At 59.9% G+C, this 16,120-nt stretch carries 17 protein-coding genes; 3 read left to right on the top strand and 14 right to left on the bottom strand.

The features are described from left to right. The first annotated feature begins 80 nt into the window (after positions 1-80). The 3 genes from ISN74_RS03120 to ISN74_RS03110 all read left to right on the top strand — a co-directional run bounded on the left by ISN74_RS03120 (position 81) and on the right by ISN74_RS03110 (position 3,394). The gene (locus ISN74_RS03120; protein WP_188797311.1) at positions 81-1,832 is read left to right on the top strand and encodes a glutamine--tRNA ligase/YqeY domain fusion protein; all 1,752 of its coding nucleotides are present in this window, start codon (positions 81-83) and stop codon (positions 1,830-1,832) included. Between the two features lie 273 nt (positions 1,833-2,105). Next, the gene (locus tag ISN74_RS03115) at positions 2,106-2,663 is read left to right on the top strand and encodes a nucleoside deaminase (protein ID WP_188799476.1); all 558 of its coding nucleotides are present in this window, start codon (positions 2,106-2,108) and stop codon (positions 2,661-2,663) included. After that, on the top strand, positions 2,660-3,394 hold the full coding sequence (locus ISN74_RS03110) for a TVP38/TMEM64 family protein (protein ID WP_188797309.1): 735 nt from the start codon (positions 2,660-2,662) through the stop codon (positions 3,392-3,394). Before ISN74_RS03115 ends, ISN74_RS03110 begins: the two co-directional genes overlap by 4 nt. On the opposite strand, the gene ISN74_RS03105 is transcribed toward ISN74_RS03110, so the two are convergent. From ISN74_RS03105 to ISN74_RS03040, 14 genes are all read right to left on the bottom strand, one after another. Then, on the bottom strand, positions 3,391-5,412 hold the full coding sequence (locus ISN74_RS03105) for an acyltransferase family protein (RefSeq protein WP_188797307.1): 2,022 nt from the start codon (positions 5,410-5,412) through the stop codon (positions 3,391-3,393). The genes ISN74_RS03110 and ISN74_RS03105 overlap by 4 nt on opposite strands. Positions 5,413-5,795: 383 nt before the next feature. Then, entirely contained in the window at positions 5,796-6,392 is a 597-nt protein-coding gene (locus ISN74_RS03100; protein WP_188797305.1) for a hypothetical protein, read from the bottom strand. A gap of 31 nt (positions 6,393-6,423) precedes the next feature. Then, positions 6,424-7,095: a TadE/TadG family type IV pilus assembly protein gene (locus tag ISN74_RS03095; RefSeq protein ID WP_188797303.1), complete on the bottom strand. Its 672-nt coding sequence runs from the start codon at positions 7,093-7,095 to the stop codon at positions 6,424-6,426. After that, positions 7,092-7,625 carry a tetratricopeptide repeat protein gene (locus tag ISN74_RS03090; protein ID WP_188797300.1) on the bottom strand — a complete coding sequence of 178 codons (534 nt, stop codon included), beginning with the start codon at positions 7,623-7,625 and terminating at the stop codon, positions 7,092-7,094. The genes ISN74_RS03095 and ISN74_RS03090 overlap by 4 nt, the downstream gene beginning before the upstream one ends. Then, complete coding sequence (locus ISN74_RS03085) at positions 7,622-7,975, bottom strand: DUF192 domain-containing protein (protein WP_188797299.1); 354 nt, start codon at positions 7,973-7,975, stop codon at positions 7,622-7,624. The genes ISN74_RS03090 and ISN74_RS03085 overlap by 4 nt, the downstream gene beginning before the upstream one ends. Then, the gene (locus ISN74_RS03080; protein ID WP_188797297.1) at positions 7,975-8,865 is read right to left on the bottom strand and encodes a type II secretion system F family protein; all 891 of its coding nucleotides are present in this window, start codon (positions 8,863-8,865) and stop codon (positions 7,975-7,977) included. The genes ISN74_RS03085 and ISN74_RS03080 overlap by 1 nt, the downstream gene beginning before the upstream one ends. Next, positions 8,862-9,716: a type II secretion system F family protein gene (locus ISN74_RS03075; protein ID WP_188797295.1), complete on the bottom strand. Its 855-nt coding sequence runs from the start codon at positions 9,714-9,716 to the stop codon at positions 8,862-8,864. The genes ISN74_RS03080 and ISN74_RS03075 overlap by 4 nt, the downstream gene beginning before the upstream one ends. Beyond that, complete coding sequence (locus ISN74_RS03070) at positions 9,709-11,439, bottom strand: TadA family conjugal transfer-associated ATPase (RefSeq protein ID WP_188797286.1); 1,731 nt, start codon at positions 11,437-11,439, stop codon at positions 9,709-9,711. The genes ISN74_RS03075 and ISN74_RS03070 overlap by 8 nt, the downstream gene beginning before the upstream one ends. A gap of 8 nt (positions 11,440-11,447) precedes the next feature. Further along, positions 11,448-12,803: a type II and III secretion system protein family protein gene (locus tag ISN74_RS03065; RefSeq protein WP_188797284.1), complete on the bottom strand. Its 1,356-nt coding sequence runs from the start codon at positions 12,801-12,803 to the stop codon at positions 11,448-11,450. A gap of 3 nt (positions 12,804-12,806) precedes the next feature. Then, the gene (gene cpaB / locus ISN74_RS03060; protein WP_188797282.1) at positions 12,807-13,592 is read right to left on the bottom strand and encodes a Flp pilus assembly protein CpaB; all 786 of its coding nucleotides are present in this window, start codon (positions 13,590-13,592) and stop codon (positions 12,807-12,809) included. A 24-nt stretch (positions 13,593-13,616) separates the two neighbouring features. Beyond that, a complete protein-coding gene (locus tag ISN74_RS03055) occupies positions 13,617-13,832 on the bottom strand; it encodes a hypothetical protein (protein ID WP_188797280.1) in 216 nt (71 codons plus the stop codon). After that, positions 13,829-14,515 carry a hypothetical protein gene (locus ISN74_RS03050; protein ID WP_229678968.1) on the bottom strand — a complete coding sequence of 229 codons (687 nt, stop codon included), beginning with the start codon at positions 14,513-14,515 and terminating at the stop codon, positions 13,829-13,831. Before ISN74_RS03050 ends, ISN74_RS03055 begins: the two co-directional genes overlap by 4 nt. Continuing rightward, positions 14,505-15,425: a TadE/TadG family type IV pilus assembly protein gene (locus ISN74_RS03045; RefSeq protein ID WP_188797278.1), complete on the bottom strand. Its 921-nt coding sequence runs from the start codon at positions 15,423-15,425 to the stop codon at positions 14,505-14,507. The genes ISN74_RS03050 and ISN74_RS03045 overlap by 11 nt, the downstream gene beginning before the upstream one ends. Before the next feature lie 114 nt (positions 15,426-15,539). Next, entirely contained in the window at positions 15,540-16,061 is a 522-nt protein-coding gene (locus tag ISN74_RS03040; protein WP_188797276.1) for a hypothetical protein, read from the bottom strand. Positions 16,062-16,120: the final 59 nt, after the last annotated feature.

Here is a 16,120-nt window from a genome sequence, read left to right as displayed (position 1 = left end):
CCAATTTGGCAAGCGGTTACGTCATCCTTTCAAACGGTTAAACTTGGGGGTTCCGCCCCCTGTGCGTACCTTTGAACCCGATGTCCACCGAATCTGCAGCCGCCAAGCCCGCTGAAACCCCTGAGACCGACGGGCCGCGCGATTTCATCCGCCAGATCATTCGTGAGGACCTGGCCAAGGGCAAGCACACCGCCATCCGCACCCGTTTCCCGCCGGAACCGAACGGTTACCTGCATATCGGCCATGCCAAGTCGATCTGCCTGAATTTCGGCATCGGCCGAGAGTTCGCGGGCTGGTGCAATCTGCGCCTGGACGATACCAACCCGGGCAAGGAAGACCCCGAGTTCGTCGAGGGCATCAAGGATGACGTGCGCTGGCTGGGCTATGAGTGGCATGACCTGCGCCATGCCTCGGACTACTTCGAAGTGTTCTACCGTGCCGCGATCAAGCTGATCCAGGACGGCCACGCCTATGTGGATGACCTCACCGCCGAGCAGATGCGCGAATACCGCGGCACGCTGACCGAGCCGGGCCGTCATTCGCCCTTCCGCGATCGCAGCGTGGAGGAAAACCTGGATCTGTTCCGCCGCATGCGCGAAGGCGAGTTCGCCGATGGCAGCAAGACCCTGCGCGCGAAGATCGACATGGCCTCGGGCAACATCAACTTGCGCGATCCGGCGATCTACCGCATCCGCAAGGTCACCCACCAGAATACGGGCGATGCGTGGCCGATCTACCCGATGTACGACTATGCGCACTGCCTGTCGGACGCGCTGGAAGGCATCACCCATTCGCTGTGCACGCTGGAGTTTGAGGACCACCGCCCGCTCTACGACTGGTTCGTGGACAACGTGGATTTGCCGAACCATCCGGAACTGTGGCAGCACATGCGCGACGCCGGCTTCCGCACCGAACCGGCCAAGCCGCGACAGATCGAGTTCTCCCGCCTCAACCTCAGCTACATGATCACCAGCAAGCGCAAGCTGGCCCAGTTGGTGAGCGAGGGGCATGTGGATGGCTGGGACGATCCGCGCATGAACACCCTGCGCGGCCTGCGCCGCCGCGGTTTCACGCCAGGCGGTATCCGCCTGCTGATCGAACGCCTGGGCGTGAGCAAGCAGAACAGCGTGATCGATTACGCCATCTTCGAGAATTGCGTGCGTGAGGACCTTGACGCTAGCGCGGCGCGCCGCATGGCGGTGATCGATCCGCTTAAGCTGGTGATCACCAACCTGCCGGAAGGTCACGAAGAGACCCTCACCTTCCCGAATCATCCCAAGGATGAGAGCTTTGGTACACGCCAAGTCCCGTTGTCGCGCGAGCTGTGGATCGAACGCGAGGATTTCGCCGAAGTACCGCCCAAGGGCTTTCATCGCCTGAAGCCGGAAGGCGAAGTACGCCTGCGCGGCGTGGGCATCGTGAAGTGCGAGCAGATCATCAAGGATGCAGCAGGCAACGTCACCGAACTGCACTGCACGCTCGACCCGGACTCTCGCTCCGGCATGCCCGGCGCCGATCGCAAGGTGAAGGGCACCATCCACTGGGTTAGCGCGAAACACGGCGTGCCGGCGGAAATCCGCATCTACGACCGCCTGTTCAACGTGGCCACGCCGGATGACGAAAGCGACGGCAAAACCTGGATCGAACACATCAACCCGGATGCCAAGCGCACCGTGCGCGGCTGGCTGGAGCCTTCCGCTGCCGGCGTCGAACCAGAGCAGCGCTTCCAGTTCGAGCGCCTGGGTTACTTTGTGGCCGATCGCGTCGACCACCGCCCGGAGGCTCCCGTGTTCAACCGCACCGTTACCTTGCGCGACACGTGGGCCCGGTAGAGCCTGGTTATGGTCTCGGCGTGGCCCGCGTCGGGATCTGTTTGCCTGTCGGGCAAGGAGGAACGAAGACGTGTATGTCGATACACAACTGAGTGAGGACGCAGCCCGGCGGGCAAACAGACCCGACCCTTCGGGTTGTCACGGTGCGTCCACCATGCGGCAGCGCGCAGCTTGGCTTGCCAGCCAGGCAAGCGCTGCGCCGCGCACTACCACCTGGCGGACGCACCGTGACAACGCGGGCTACGCCGAGACCGTAAACAGGCTCTTTGCATGATGCTACCGCTGCAGATCCACCTCACCCTGCCGCCCTGGATCGAAGAAGTGGCCGACGCAAGTCGGCGCTATCTGACCGACGAGGAACGCGTGGGGCTGGCGATCGAGCTGTCGCATCACAATATCCAGCACGGCACCGGCGGCCCGTTCGGAGCTGCCGTATTTGACGAGCACGGCCGGTTGATTTCCGCCGCTGCCAACCGGGTGGTCCCTCAGACCTGCTCCGTGGCGCACGCGGAAATGCTGGCCTACATGAGCGCCCAGCAACGTCTGGCCAGTTACCGACTCAACGAACAGGGTGGCCATTACACTCTGGCGACCAGTTCCCAGCCGTGCTGCCAATGCTATGGCGCAACGGTGTGGGCCGGCATCGACACTCTGCTGATTGGCGCTCGTTCCGAAGACGTGGAAGAACTTACCGAATTCGATGAAGGTCCCCTGCCCGCCGATTGGGTGGGTGAACTGGAACGCCGCGGCATCACCGTGCGCCGCGACATCCTGCGTCGTGAGGCCCGCACCGTCCTGGCCGCTTACGGCGCCAGCGGGGAGCACTATTGAACCGCCTGCGCGCAGCGCTGCCGCTGCTCCTGCTGATCGCAGCAGGCATCGCGCTACTGGCGTCTGGTGTGTTCGATCGCATCCATCCGGAGCAGTTGGTCGCGCATCAGCAGGAGTTCCATCAGCACATCCACGACAACCCTTGGCTGAGCCGGCTGATCTACATCGGCCTGCTCACCCTTGCGACCTGTACCGGCATCCCCGTCACCATCGTGCTGATCCTGGCTGGAGGGTTCGCCTTCGGCGTCGTTGAGGGCACGACGTATTCCTCCATCGGACTGACCCTGGGTTCGCTGATCCTGTTCCTGGCCAGCCGCTATGCCTTCGGCGCCGGCAGCAAGCATCCCCCAGCTATCGCGGAAAGGCTGCACCACGGTTTCGAACGCCACCCGGTCGTCTACACCTTGTTCCTGCGGTTGGTGCCGGTGGCACCCTTCGGATTAATCACGGTGGCACTGGCCTGGTTGCGCTGTTCGCTCTGGCTGTTCCTGGGCGCCACCTGGTTCGGCGGTACTTTGATGCTCGCCTTCGAGACCTCGATCGGCTCCGGCCTGGGCCACGCACTCAGCCAGGGGCAGCAGTTTGGCATCGGGCTGATCTTCGATCCGAGCGTGATGGTCCCGCTGGGTGTGCTGGCACTGTTATCGCTGGTCCCGCTGGCGCTGGAGCGCCTCAAATCCCGCTGGCATCCCTCTACCCCACGCCCAGACCATCCCTCCGACCACCGTTAACCCGACGGCCCGGCCTCAGCTGCATTGCCAGTAAAAGGATTGGGCTGGCTTTGCAGATACAGCTGCCCCAACTGGTACGAGCCGTAGTCGGACATATGGCCGGTATCCCGATAGATCGGCACCCCTTTGTAGGTGGTCATGCAGCTGTTGCCGGAGCACTGCACGCGCCGCGGGTCGATCAGCACCAGCGTGGGATAGCTTGCTTGCAGGCGCTCGAACAGATGGTCGTACCAGATATCCGCCTCGCTCTTGCTGCTTCCCAGGGTGCAATCGGTTCCACCGGTCTTCTGTCGCAATTTAAAGTGCTGATAGAAGCAACCATCGAAGTCTCCAGGCATGGTGGGCGCGCTCTTGATCACCACCGGTATCGCACCTGTCGAGGTGATGATGTCCAGCGCGTGCCGTATCGCCGCCTCCATGCGCGCCTGTCCCAGCGCCTCGGATTGAGGATCGCCAGGTTGATTCACGAGCGCCGGGAATTCGTAATACCCCCAGTTCTCGCCAAGGATCACGTACTTGAATTTATGTGACTGGATGATGCTGTAGTAGTGCTTGGTACGATCTTCACAGACGCGGTATTGCTGGTAATTGATCGAATCCCAGCCGTACAGCGTGATGCCTGGAAGCGCAAGGCACGAGGGCGTGGCCAAAGAGGCCACGGACATATCCGCAGCATTCGACAGCAAACCGATGAAGTTCCAGTACTGATTGGAGTACGAGTCTCCAATCATCAAGCTCTTCACTGGCGCGTCTTTCTTTCCTACCACGCAGACATCCAGGTAATGGAGATCCACGTTTCCGCCATTGGTGCCGCGCCCTTGCAGACAGTGCCGGCGCAAGGCGGGTTCGTATTTGCTCAGTGAGCTATCTACATACGCCAGTTCCGGACCAAAACGCCCCGGGAAAAAAGCGTACTTCTGCGCAACGCCAAACACCGCAGCCACGGCCAGCAGCGGCAGGACAACCAGCACCAGCACCGACTTGCCGAAGCTCGGACGAAGCCGTCGATAAGGCTCCTCGATAAAGCGATAAGAGAGGTAAGCCAGCACAAACGTCAGCGCAAAGCACAGCAACAGATATCCCGCGCCTTCCGGCAATTCCAGATAGCGCCAGGTTGCAAAGATCGGCCAGTGCCAGAGATAGAGCGAATAAGAGATATCGCCTACGAACACGACCGGCGCCAGCGACAGTACCCGCGAGACCCAGGAGCGCTCATTGCCCCCCATCCACAACACCACCACACAGGCGGCGCTCAGCAGAATGGCATAACGGTTCGGATACTCGACGATCACACCCGGCTTCATCGCTATGCCAAAAATCAGCGCAAGCCCAAGCAAGCCCAGCAGATTCAGTGCCGGCGTATCCGACGGGTTGGCTCGGCCTTCCATCATTACGGCAAGCAGGGCGCCAAACAAAAATTCGAAGATACGGCCGGAGAACCAGAAATACGCCGCATCTCCGTGCATCACCGGCTGGCGCAATGCAAAGACCGCCGCGAGCAACAACGCTACCAGCAAAACGATGCGTGTCTGCAGCGGCGACGCATAGCGATACAACAACCACATCGCCACCGGCATCACCAGATACCACTGCCACTCCACCGACAACGACCAGGTATGCAGCAACAGCAAAGTCTGCGATCCAGTGGCCGCGTAAGCGGTGGTGGTCTTGGCGAAAAAATAATTCGACGTCAGCCCCATCGTCTGCATCGCAGACTTGAAATAGACGTTGAAATCGTCGGGCAAATAGAAGACCGCCGCGATGACAAAGGTCGCGGCGATCACCGCCAGTAGCGCAACCTGGATGCGCCAAAGCCGGCGCACGTAGAAGCCAGGAAACGAAAATTTGCCGGCCGCCAGATCGGCCCTCACGATGGACGTGATCAGAAAACCGGAGATGACGAAGAACACGTCCACCCCGATAAATCCGGAGGGAAACGCGGTCAGTCCACCGTGAAACAGAAGCACGAGAACAACGGCGACGGCCCTCAGGCCGTTGATGTCCTTCCTGAATGTCATATCGCCAGTCGTCTTCCGCTCAAAAACAGGCACACGCATCGGAGTCATGGACATCCGAATGCACACAGCGCAGCTGCATTTGCCTACTACCGCCAACAAAGATGCAACGATTAGCGCAACATCCCCCTGCCCGGCACAATGCTCTGATAAGGCATCGGCAGGTATTCCTGTAATAATAACATGCGACTTCCATTGGCCCACGGCCAAGACCGCCGGGTCCACGGCCCCTAGCCCAGGCACCGAAGCAGCCGCCAGAGTGTTCGCAGCCTCCGCGCGCTCCTAAATGGGTCTTGCCTACCGACGCCGCAGAATTACGCGATCGGCTCCACATGACGGGCTCGGACAGCCGTTTCTTGCGACAAAGTGACCATGAAACCTATCGCCTAGGGCACCGCGAACGTGCTGTCCGGAACCGGCGCATACTCGACCGCCATCGTGTCCATGTTGTAAGCCCGATCGCTGGTGTCCTTCGCTTTGATCGCCAGCACTACGCCGGTTTCCTGATCGATCCAGAACACGCCACTATCGGTGCCGTCAGGACCCGCCTTGCCCGCGTGGTCGTAGCGCCAGCCGGTAGCGCGGCGTCCAGCGATGAGTCGATCCTCCACTTGCAGGCAAGGGAAGCCCAGTTCCCAGCACGGCTTGTCGGTATTGAGATGCGTCACCGAGGCAAGCGGCAAATGACTCACGGGCAACGGCCGCTTGCTACCCGCCGGCAACAACCAAATACGATCACCGATTCGGAAAATACTCCCGCGCAGCTGTGAGCCACCATCATAGTCAATGCGCGCGTTAGAGCCCTTTAGCGAGATCGTTTCCGCCATCACCCCGGCGCCGCCGTTGCCAGTCCCATGCGACTGAATGCCATCGCCCGACAAGATCGCCTTCACCGTTACGTCTGGCACCGGCGTGTCGCCAGCCAAGAGCGTCCCCCACGGCCAAATCATTGCTATGGCGAGCAGGCACGCGTTTCTCTTCATGTTGGACATCGACAAAGCAACTCCCTAGCCATCAACTGTTCGGCAACGTGCTGGGGTCACGGATAGGGGTCTGCATGCGCACGATTGCCTGCGAAGCAATGCTCAGGCTATAGACGGTATGCCCCTCCGTGGCCGACCGCACCAGATCCAGCGTACCAACCATGCGATCGATCACCGGCACGATCAGCGGGTATTTATAGGTGACGGCGATCTTCAGAACGTTGGCATCCTGCACCGTCATGCCGCTACGTGAGCCCACCTTGCTGCCGCGATAAGGGAGGCTATCGTTGGGAATCGCCGACACGCCGTCATACTGAGTCTCCTTCCAGTCGCTGAAGGCTGCCTGCGTAGGACTGATGATGGTGATCTGAGCTGCACTGCCTGCACATACGTCGGCCTTGGCCACGTAAAAAGACGCAAGCACCGCGCCTGCCGTGGCCTGGTGCGTATACAACGGCGTGAGTCCGCCTGCTAACCCGTCGCACATTGCACTGATCTGCGCGAAATTCGTCGCTCCTCTACGAGCCGCTTGCAATGTGGCATAGTCGAGCGTCGCCTTGGCGCGATACAACAAAATTGCCTGGAACAAGCCCAACAACAGCGGCCCCAGGACAACAATACATATCACGAACTCGATCAGGCTCTGACCGCGTACACGCCGCCTGGCGGCGATCGGCAACACAGCAAGACATCTACGCTTCATTGCGCCGCGCCCCTCTGTTGCACTGATGTTGGCGCCTGCGCTGACGAAGTAGCAGTGGCCGGCTCGTCGGTATGCAACGCGGCGGCTGTGGGATTCGTCAATATGGCGATGTCATACGCGAAGTGCGCACTACGCTCGGCGAGCGGATCATGAGCAGCATTCTGCCGAGAAGCCTGTACAAAAGCCGCTTGCGCCAAACGCAAGCGCACGATGCCAAGGTTGTACAACGCCTCGGTATATCCCGGCCTGAGTGTGATGGCCTGCTGATACGACGCGATGGCAGCATCGGGCTGCATCAGCTTGAATTGCACGTTGCCCAGGCGAAACCAGTAGGAAGCCTCCTTCGGCAATGCTTTGGTCAGTGACTGGTAACGTTGCAACGCCAAGGGCATGTCGCCATGCGCGTAAGCATCATCAGCCTCGCGCTGCGTGGCGACGATCGATTCCATCTGCTTGGGCACTGAAGTAGCGCAACCGGCGAGCAATGCCGCTAGAGCTATCACGCGCACGATCCGGGTATGAATCATCATATCGGTCTCCACACTAGATGATCGCCGCGCCGCGGGCGAAGCATCTCGATGCTTCCGGCGAAAAGTTCCAACGTCTGCTGTGCACCACGGCACGCACTCATGCGCCGTGGAAGTATTTTTTCGCGAACCCCTAGCACATAGCCTTCTGCATCGAGGTACACCACGTCGATCGGATAACGCATGCCAAAGGTATGCACGGAACCACAAGGTTTCAGCAACAAACCTTCGTGCCCATCAGATGCCAGGGCGGCGCGGCCTATCAGACCGCGCAAGCGCAAGATTGCTGTGTCGGCGAGCCAGGTGCGCGCCACCAGGCAGGCGTCTTCACGATAAAGTGCACCAAGCCGCATCAGAAGATGCCCTCTTGGTGCATGCGCAGAAAAATAAAGTAACCCAGCACCAGGAAGATCAGCGGGAAAAAGAACAGCACCAGCGGTAGCATCATTTTCACTGGCGCTTCCAAAGCGAGCTTCTCGGCGCGCAGAAAACGTTCCTCGCGACGCTGCGAGGCTTGCGCACGCAGCGTCGCGCCCAGGCTCGCGCCGACCCGATCGGCCTGAATCAAGGTGCCGGTAAAGCCTGATATCTGCGACATGTCCATGCGATCGGCCATGCGCCGCAAAGCCTCTGCACGCGGCAGGCCCGAACGGATATCGCGCAGTAGACGGGTAAACTCTTGCGCCATCGGACCGGGCGGTCCTTTCTGGGTAGCCTGTTCGATGCCGCCAGTGATGTTGAGGCCGGCTTCCACCGCCATCGTGATGAAGTCCAGGTAGATCGGCAGATCCTTGATCACCTGGCGCCTGCGTTTGTTGCGTCGCTCGGTCAACCACAGCATCGGGAACCACCAACCCAGCAGCGCGCCAAAGCCGATCGCCAGGAGATACGGCGGAAAGCCTGGCACATCCAGCAACTTCACCAGCACCAACAGAAAAAGCGCCACGAGCGCGGCACCGGTGGCGCGCAATCCATAGAACTGCTCAGGGCTCAGCACGAAATCCAGGCCGGCCGCCTGCAACTGCTTATAGGTGACTTCCAGCTTATGCGAAGGCAAGCTGGGCGCGATGACGAAGGTCGCCAGGTTCACCAACGGCCACAACGTGCGCAGACCAAAGGACAGTGGATCCTGGAAATTGCGGTCGGCCTGCGGCACCTCGCGCATGAATCCATAGATCGACCAGAAACCAAGTCCGATACAGCCGGCCGCTGCCAACGCAATGAAGATGACCAGCGCGATCATATGTCGATACTCGTGATCTTGCGGCACATGCGATAGCCGAGGTATTCCATCACGGCAGCCACCGCCACCACGCCCCACCCCAGCGGCGTGTGATACATCGCCCCCATCGTTTCCGGATAGGCAAAACTTAGAAAGGCGATGATACCTACCGGCATCATCGCCATCACGATACCTTGCAGGCGTCCTTGCGCCGTGAGTGATTTCACTTTCCCTTCCATGATCAGACGTCGACGCAGCGTTTCTGCCAGCAGCGCAAGGCTCTCCGCCAGATTGCCGCCCACTTCACGCGAAATGTTCACCGCCGATACGAATAACGTGACGTCTTGCACCGGCACGCGATCACTGAAGTGCACCAGCGCCTCCTCAAGCTTTACACCCATGCGTTGCTCGCGCAGCACCAGGGCGAATTCTTGTGACAACGGCGGCTCCACATCGCGCGTCAGGCTTTCCAGTGCCGGCGTAAAACCCAGACCCGCACGCATGCCGCCCGCCACCATCAAAAGGCCATCGGGAAGCTGCGCCTGGATCTTGTCGATGCGACGCTGCCTCATCCATTGATACACCTTCTTGGGCAGCAGCCAGATCAACGCCAATGCAAAACCAGCCAGCAGCGGATTGCGCGTCACCAGCCACAGCAGCGCCGGCACCGTTACCAGCGCAACCACGTTAACGCGGAACAATTGCTTGGTATCCATGAACATGAACATGTCGGTGAGATTGAAACGTGCCTGCTCAGTAAAGGCTTCCTGGTAGCGCCCCCAGAACACCAGCGAACTCTGGATCAGTAAATAGCTGACGCACGCCACCAACAAAAAGGTGACCACGCTCAAACCGAGCAAGGTGCTATTCATGCCCCTGCCCTCCCGCCGGCTTGAAGATCGACAGATCGACCGGCACGCCGCGATCGGCCAGCTCTTCGTAAAACTCGGGCACGGCACCGGTTGCGCCGAACTCACCACGCACTCGCCCACCCGGCCCTCCCTGATCGCGCGCGCGGAATGCGAATAGCTCCTGCGTTTGAATCGTGCCGCTTTCGATCCCGGTGATTTCCCAGATATGGGTCACCTTACGCGAACCACAGGGGAAACGACGCTGATGAATGATCAAGTCGACCGCCGAGGCGATCTGTTCGCGCACCACCGTCATCGGCAAATCCATGCTGGACATCAACACCATCACCTCCAGACGCGACAAGGCATCGCGCGGCGAGTTGGCGTGCGCGGTGGTGAGCGAGCCTTCGTGACCGGTGTTCATCGCCTGCAACATATCCAGCGCCTCGCCGCCGCGGCACTCGCCGACCACGATGCGATCCGGTCGCATACGCAAGGCGTTACGGACCAAGTCGCGGATCGTGATGATGCCCTTGCCCTCGAGATTGGCCGGGCGCGCCTCGAGCGACACCAGATTGGATTGGCTGAGCTTGAGCTCCGCAGCATCCTCGATGGTGACGATGCGCTCATCGTCCGGAATGAAGTTCGACAAGATGTTCAGCAGCGTGGTCTTACCCGAACCGGTACCGCCGGTCACCACGATGTTCTTGCGCTCGCGCACGGCCATCTGCACGAATTCGAGCATCGGTTCGTTGATCGAGCCGAATTTGAGCAGATCCTCACCCATCAGCTTGCGCTTGCTGAATTTTCGGATGCTGATGCTGGGTCCACGCAAGGCAATCGGCGGGATCACCGCGTTGACACGGGAGCCGTCGGCCAGACGTGCATCCACCATCGGTGAACTTTCATCGATGCGTCGGCCCAGCGGCGCGACGATGCGTTCGATGGCGGCCAACACCGCCTTGTCGCCAGTGAAAATGATCGCCGACTTCTCGATCCGGCCAGCACGCTCGATAAAGATTTCGTCCGAGCGATTGACCATGATTTCGGTGACCGACTCGTCGGCAATCAGATCTTCCAGTGGTCCAAGCCCGATCGCTTCATCGAGCACTTCCTTGGCCAGGCGGATACGGTCGATACTCGGCGGCAGTTCCGTGTCGAATTCGCGTTCGATGATCTCCTCGATCAATGCCGACGTCTTTTCACGCAAGTCGACGTCACTCATGCCGCGCACATCCACGCGCCGCAAGTCCATTTGCTTGACCAGCGAAAGGTGCACCTTGGTACGCCATTCGAGCATGGCCGGATTGGGAGGCGTGGCCTCATAAGGCGCAGAAGCCGCCTCGGTGGCCGGCGCAGAGGGTGTTGGCGGCGGCGACGGTGCCACGGCCGTCAAATGCGACGGCGCATTGGCCGCCTCGCGCGGCACCTTGAGCGGCGCGGCCTCGGCCTGATCCACCAACACACGCAATCGATAAGCGCCGATGGTGACAAGATCATCACGCAACAGCGGTCCATGCAGATTCTGGACACGCGTACCGTTGACCGCCACCGGCGCACGCCCACCAAGCACTTCAATGAAAACACCACCTTGTCGAAGGTGCAGCGCGGCGTGTTCGCGGGCGATGTTCCAGCCTTGTAGAATCACCAGATTGTCATCGCCCCGGCCGATGAAGCACACGTCATGCAGGCAGCGCACCTGGCGCTTATCCCGGTTCGAAGTTTCGATCAATATTTCAAACATGACGGGCCTCAATCAACAATGTCGCTGCCGATGGTCTTGCGGAAATCGTCGCGCAGATGGTCGCTGTGCTCGATTTCCTTCTTGTTATCGGGCGAGTTGGCATCCACGACGATCGGGGTGACGAACACCACCAGCTCGGTCCGCTTGGCTTGGAAATTACGCGAGCGAAAGAGCGGCCCTAGGACCGGCAAGTCGCCCAGCCCCGGGAATTTGTCGTAGTCCTTCGAGCCTTGCGCATCCACCAGACCGGAGATGACGATGGTCTGGCCCTCGTGCACATTCACCTGTGTTTCGGTGCGGCGCGTGACGAAGCCGGGATAACCCTGCACCGTGACGGTGGGGTCAATGCGGCTGATTTCCGTGGACAGGTCCGTCGAGATCTCGCCATCGCTGTTGACGACCGGAGCAATGTGCAGCTTGATACCGTAATCCTTATAGTCGACCTGCACCTGCCCCAGCACGCCGTTGCTGATCGGGATCGGCACCTGGCCGCCGACCAGGAAGTCGGCGGTTCCGCCGCTGCGTGCCGAAAGCTGCGGCGCCGCCAATTCCCACGCCTTGCCATCCTGCTCCAGCAGATTGATCTGCGAACCGATCGAGGTGGCAATACCGAAATACGACGCGGTGCCGGGCACCCGCGTGGGCAAGATCACATTGCTTCCCGTGCCGTCGACACCATTGAAGCCACTCGACTGAACCCGGTAATAAGGGTTGGTCACCCAGTCGTGCACCAAGCCGCCGCTTGGACCGGCGATCACGCTGTCCCACTGGATGCCGACCTGATTGAGCGAGGTCTTGTCGAACTCCATGATGCGTACTTTCATCAGCACCATCGGCTGCATGTTCACCGCGTTAGCGCTGGTGAAATCGAGCACCTGCGGATAAAGCTTGCGGATCGCCGTGACATGTGCAACATCGGAGGGAGATAGGTTATTGCCGCTCAGCACCACGTTTCCGCCGACCGCATTGACCGAAATCGGGCCGCCGGAGCCAAGCAGCTGGCGCACAAGATCCGCCACCTGGTCGGTGTTGCCGACGACGATGTGCACCGCCACACTGCGCTGCGAACCATCGGACATCCACAATTGCAGCGACGTATCGCCTTCTTTGGAGGCGATCAGCACCATCTGGCGATCGCCCAGCACCTTCACCTGCATCATCTTGCCGTCGCCGACTGCCACGCGGGTAAGCGAACCGGGCGCGTTCTGCACGAGCGCCTGCCCGGCATACATGGTGATCTGATCAGGGATGACCACGGCGTCAGCACGGGCAACCGGCACGCAGTGCGCGAATAGCCATAGTGCTGCCAGGGCGAACGTGATGAAACCCAGTGAATAACGGCTGTCCTTTACTCGAATATCCATGGACTAAACATTTCCAATAATGAATTGAATACCGCTGCTGCGCTTGACGCGGCGGCCAAGGCGCAGAAGATCCTGTTTGCTCAGCAGATTCAGGTCGAATGGCTGATTGCTTCCGGGTGGCCGCAACAGCACGCGCAGCTCGCCCACTTTCATAGCCATGCCGATGCGCTGTGCATCCTGCGGTGCCACTTCCAGGGTGATGTTCGAATAGGTCGAATCGCCCTGCTTGTCATCGTTGGCCTGTACGCCCTTCGCGCGCTTGCCGGTCGCAAGCACCAGCACATTACCGAGCAAAGGCCGAATGTCCGCCGCATCGTTTTCGGTGGACAACAGAAGAATGTCGATGTGATCACCCGGCACGATCAGGCCCGATACCGAATTGGTATCGTCGACTTGGATGGAATACGCCACATCCTTCGGATCGATGATGTTGGAGAAGTGATCTGTCACCAACTCCACCGCGCTTGCGGGGATGGGTGTGCCGTGCGTTACCGGCGCGCCGAGGGTCTGTCCCAGATAGGCCTCGAAGTTATCCGGGGTCAGCGCATCGGCCGGCACGAAATCGGCCGGCACATCGCGTGAGGCGATATCAGCCTTCGTCAGCAAAACGCCACGGGGAAGATCCTTGACCGGCACCACGACCGTGCGCATCTCCTGCGGTGGCGGCGTATTGGCTTGAGTCCGCGCCGCCACCTCGCTGTTGATGTAGTGCACAGCCATCAAGCTCGCGCCAATACCCAGCACGGCTGCAATGCCGAGAAAGATGAAATTTCGATTTATCCTTGCCATGTATGTTCTTTCCTTACCATCACATCAAATCCACGAAGCGGAAATGGCATACACGAAAGCCGTGTATGCCTGGCGGAGATTGGTCATCAATTGCTGAATGCCATCAGGCCCCACGGCCAGCAATATCAGCACGACAAAAAGGGTGACAGCGATGTATTCGACCAGCGCGCTACCGCGCTGAGTAGCGCGCGTAAACCCTGACGAGCGAGCGCGACGTGACACCCAAGCAGGTGAAGTCATGGCGTCACCCCGTTCGGGTCCTGCACGTTGATGACGATCTGCGAGTGATCATCGCGGTCTTGCACCACCACCATGGTCATCTTGCCGCTACCACGCTCATAGCTGAGCACGCAGCTGGTGCTTGCGCAGCGATTGTCGTCGGCGGCCTTCCAACCATCGGCAAGCAGATGCTCGCGGAAATATTCCACATTCTGGCCAGCCGAAAGCCCGTTACTCATTGCTACGGTGCGCGCAGGCACTGGATCATCTGGATAGGCGATATCGTTGAACACTTTCGTGCCCTCGGGCTGCGCAAAGCCCTTGCCGAGTTCCGGATGCTTGGGCGCGGTGGCGAGATCGACCACGCCGATCTTGCCCTTGCTGCCGTCACCTACATCCGCCACTTCGACCGTCGTGAAGTAATCACCCTCGCGATGCGCAATTACCTGGCTTCCGCCCATCTTGTTCACCACGACCTTGTCACCCCAGGCCTTCCGGTAAAAAGCCAGGATGTCGGCGCTATGCTCACGCGAGTCGAACACGCTGGCGTGCATGTCCATGCCGTTGTAAACGATGCGCTTGGCGACTGAGGAAACCTGCGTCTCCGCGGGCACTGGCGTTTCTGGCCAGCTCGCTGCGAGCGCAACAGACGGCACTGCTGCCAGCCATGCAAGCCATCTCATGCGGGCCGGGTTACGGGACATTTTTGTACGGCACCAATTTATCGGAGGGCACCACATCCGGCGCGGTACGCCCCATTTCGAACTGGCTGTCAGGCGTGGTCAGTCCCATCAATTGGTTGAGCATCGGGATGTGCTCAAGAATGTTCACTGCGCCGTTGATGACGCCGGTGAACCGCCCCAGCCACGTCGACGGCACCAGCGGTGCGATGGTTCCTCGCACGCTGCGCAACGTATTGGTCGAGTTGCCGCCCAGGGTCTCCCCGCCACCACCTGCGTCCCAACTGTCGGCCAACAGCACGGTCTTGGACGAGAATGGAAACCGCTCGGTAGCGGTTGTGCCCAGGAACGACACTGGATTACCGGTGCTATCCAGCACTTGCTGCGAGTTGGCGGTGACTTGTGCCGTCACCAGTCCCTGCTTATTCGGTGGCAAGCTGTTGCTCAAGCCGAACTTGCCAACGATGCTGCCGACGCCACTGATTGCCTTGTCGACGATGCTGGGCGAAGAGGTCTGCGAATAGCTACTCAGCGTCAGATCGGTAGTCTGAAGCAGTGTCTTGCCGGAAAAAGTAGTCAGCATGGGATCCACGTACTGCGATGGAACCGTGGCGTTGCTCTTAATAACTTGTTGAGCCTGCGCGAATTGATGCTCGCGCAGCCGATCCTGCTCAGTACTGGTATTGGGAAGGCTTTGGCTAAGCAAGGCAGGATCCACCGTTGCCGCCCACGCCGCCTCGCGCGCCGCTTGTTGCGTGGTTTGCTGGATGTGAATGTACTGTCCAACCAGCATGATGCCGACTGCGAGCGGCGCCAACACCAGCATCGCCACGATAACTTCCACAAGACTCTGTCCGCGCGGGCGGCCAGCGTGTCTTGCCAGAACGTTCCGCCGCCAACGCGCCGTGTCCCGATGTTTTTGCCAGCTTGGCATGGTGACTCCCTCCTCCGTAGTGCAATGACGCGACAACAAGGTTGGTCAATCAACGATCGCCGATCCCTCGGCGATCGCATCGGCGGCAGGGCTGCTACCGCCGGGTCAAATGGATCAGCCGTTAATCAAATGAGTGCAGACGAAAGTGCCAGACAAAGTTGCCGTCTTCTGGTTCATCACATCCAGGTTCGGCAATTGCAATCCGGTGATCGTGACCACCCAGCTATTACCCTTCTTGGCGTAGCTGATGCCGTCTTTCTGCTGCATGCCCATGAGCGAAGTCTGCTTCGTGGGATTCTGTTGGCTCGTGGTGAACTGGACCATCGCACCCGGATCGACGAAGGCGACATCGATGAACGGACCAGGGGTTTTTAGCTCGGGATGAAGCTTGTCCTGATGCGGCGCGTTGAACGTCACCAGATGTTGATGTCCATCAAACGCGCAATCGGCCGACGAAAAAACCACATTGCCCGAAACAACGCCTTGATACGTAAGCGTGCCGGATGGGCCCTTGCCTGCATCACTTTGGCCATCGGGTGATTTGGCCGAGCAGCTGGCACCTGTCAGCAGCAGCGTACCGAGCGCAAGCATGGCGGAAAAGTTACGGAATGCGCGGAACGGATGTTTCGTCATCATGATTTTCTTCTATGGGCACAAAATGGTTTCGAATAGGTTTTTTTTCGCAAAGCTACCGG

The organism is Dyella caseinilytica (assembly GCF_016865235.1).
In the GTDB taxonomy this organism is placed as follows: domain Bacteria; phylum Pseudomonadota; class Gammaproteobacteria; order Xanthomonadales; family Rhodanobacteraceae; genus Dyella_B; species Dyella_B caseinilytica.
Note: the sequence above shows the minus strand (reverse complement) of the source record. Positions and strands in the feature narration are given on the sequence as shown.

Excerpts from the sequence above, each read along its gene's own strand:
- ISN74_RS03120 (WP_188797311.1), top strand. The coding sequence starts at position 81 with ATGTCCACCGAATCTGCAGCCGCCAAGCCCGCTGAAACCCCTGAGACC.
- ISN74_RS03115 (WP_188799476.1), top strand. The coding sequence starts at position 2,106 with ATGCTACCGCTGCAGATCCACCTCACCCTGCCGCCCTGGATCGAAGAA.
- ISN74_RS03105 (WP_188797307.1), bottom strand. The coding sequence starts at position 5,412 with ATGACATTCAGGAAGGACATCAACGGCCTGAGGGCCGTCGCCGTTGTT.
- ISN74_RS03100 (WP_188797305.1), bottom strand. The coding sequence starts at position 6,392 with ATGAAGAGAAACGCGTGCCTGCTCGCCATAGCAATGATTTGGCCGTGG.
- ISN74_RS03095 (WP_188797303.1), bottom strand. The coding sequence starts at position 7,095 with ATGAAGCGTAGATGTCTTGCTGTGTTGCCGATCGCCGCCAGGCGGCGT.
- ISN74_RS03090 (WP_188797300.1), bottom strand. The coding sequence starts at position 7,625 with ATGATGATTCATACCCGGATCGTGCGCGTGATAGCTCTAGCGGCATTG.
- ISN74_RS03085 (WP_188797299.1), bottom strand. The coding sequence starts at position 7,975 with ATGCGGCTTGGTGCACTTTATCGTGAAGACGCCTGCCTGGTGGCGCGC.
- ISN74_RS03080 (WP_188797297.1), bottom strand. The coding sequence starts at position 8,865 with ATGATCGCGCTGGTCATCTTCATTGCGTTGGCAGCGGCCGGCTGTATC.
- ISN74_RS03075 (WP_188797295.1), bottom strand. The coding sequence starts at position 9,716 with ATGAATAGCACCTTGCTCGGTTTGAGCGTGGTCACCTTTTTGTTGGTG.
- ISN74_RS03070 (WP_188797286.1), bottom strand. The coding sequence starts at position 11,439 with ATGTTTGAAATATTGATCGAAACTTCGAACCGGGATAAGCGCCAGGTG.
- ISN74_RS03065 (WP_188797284.1), bottom strand. The coding sequence starts at position 12,803 with ATGGATATTCGAGTAAAGGACAGCCGTTATTCACTGGGTTTCATCACG.
- cpaB (WP_188797282.1), bottom strand. The coding sequence starts at position 13,592 with ATGGCAAGGATAAATCGAAATTTCATCTTTCTCGGCATTGCAGCCGTG.
- ISN74_RS03055 (WP_188797280.1), bottom strand. The coding sequence starts at position 13,832 with ATGACTTCACCTGCTTGGGTGTCACGTCGCGCTCGCTCGTCAGGGTTT.
- ISN74_RS03050 (WP_229678968.1), bottom strand. The coding sequence starts at position 14,515 with ATGTCCCGTAACCCGGCCCGCATGAGATGGCTTGCATGGCTGGCAGCA.
- ISN74_RS03045 (WP_188797278.1), bottom strand. The coding sequence starts at position 15,425 with ATGCCAAGCTGGCAAAAACATCGGGACACGGCGCGTTGGCGGCGGAAC.
- ISN74_RS03040 (WP_188797276.1), bottom strand. The coding sequence starts at position 16,061 with ATGATGACGAAACATCCGTTCCGCGCATTCCGTAACTTTTCCGCCATG.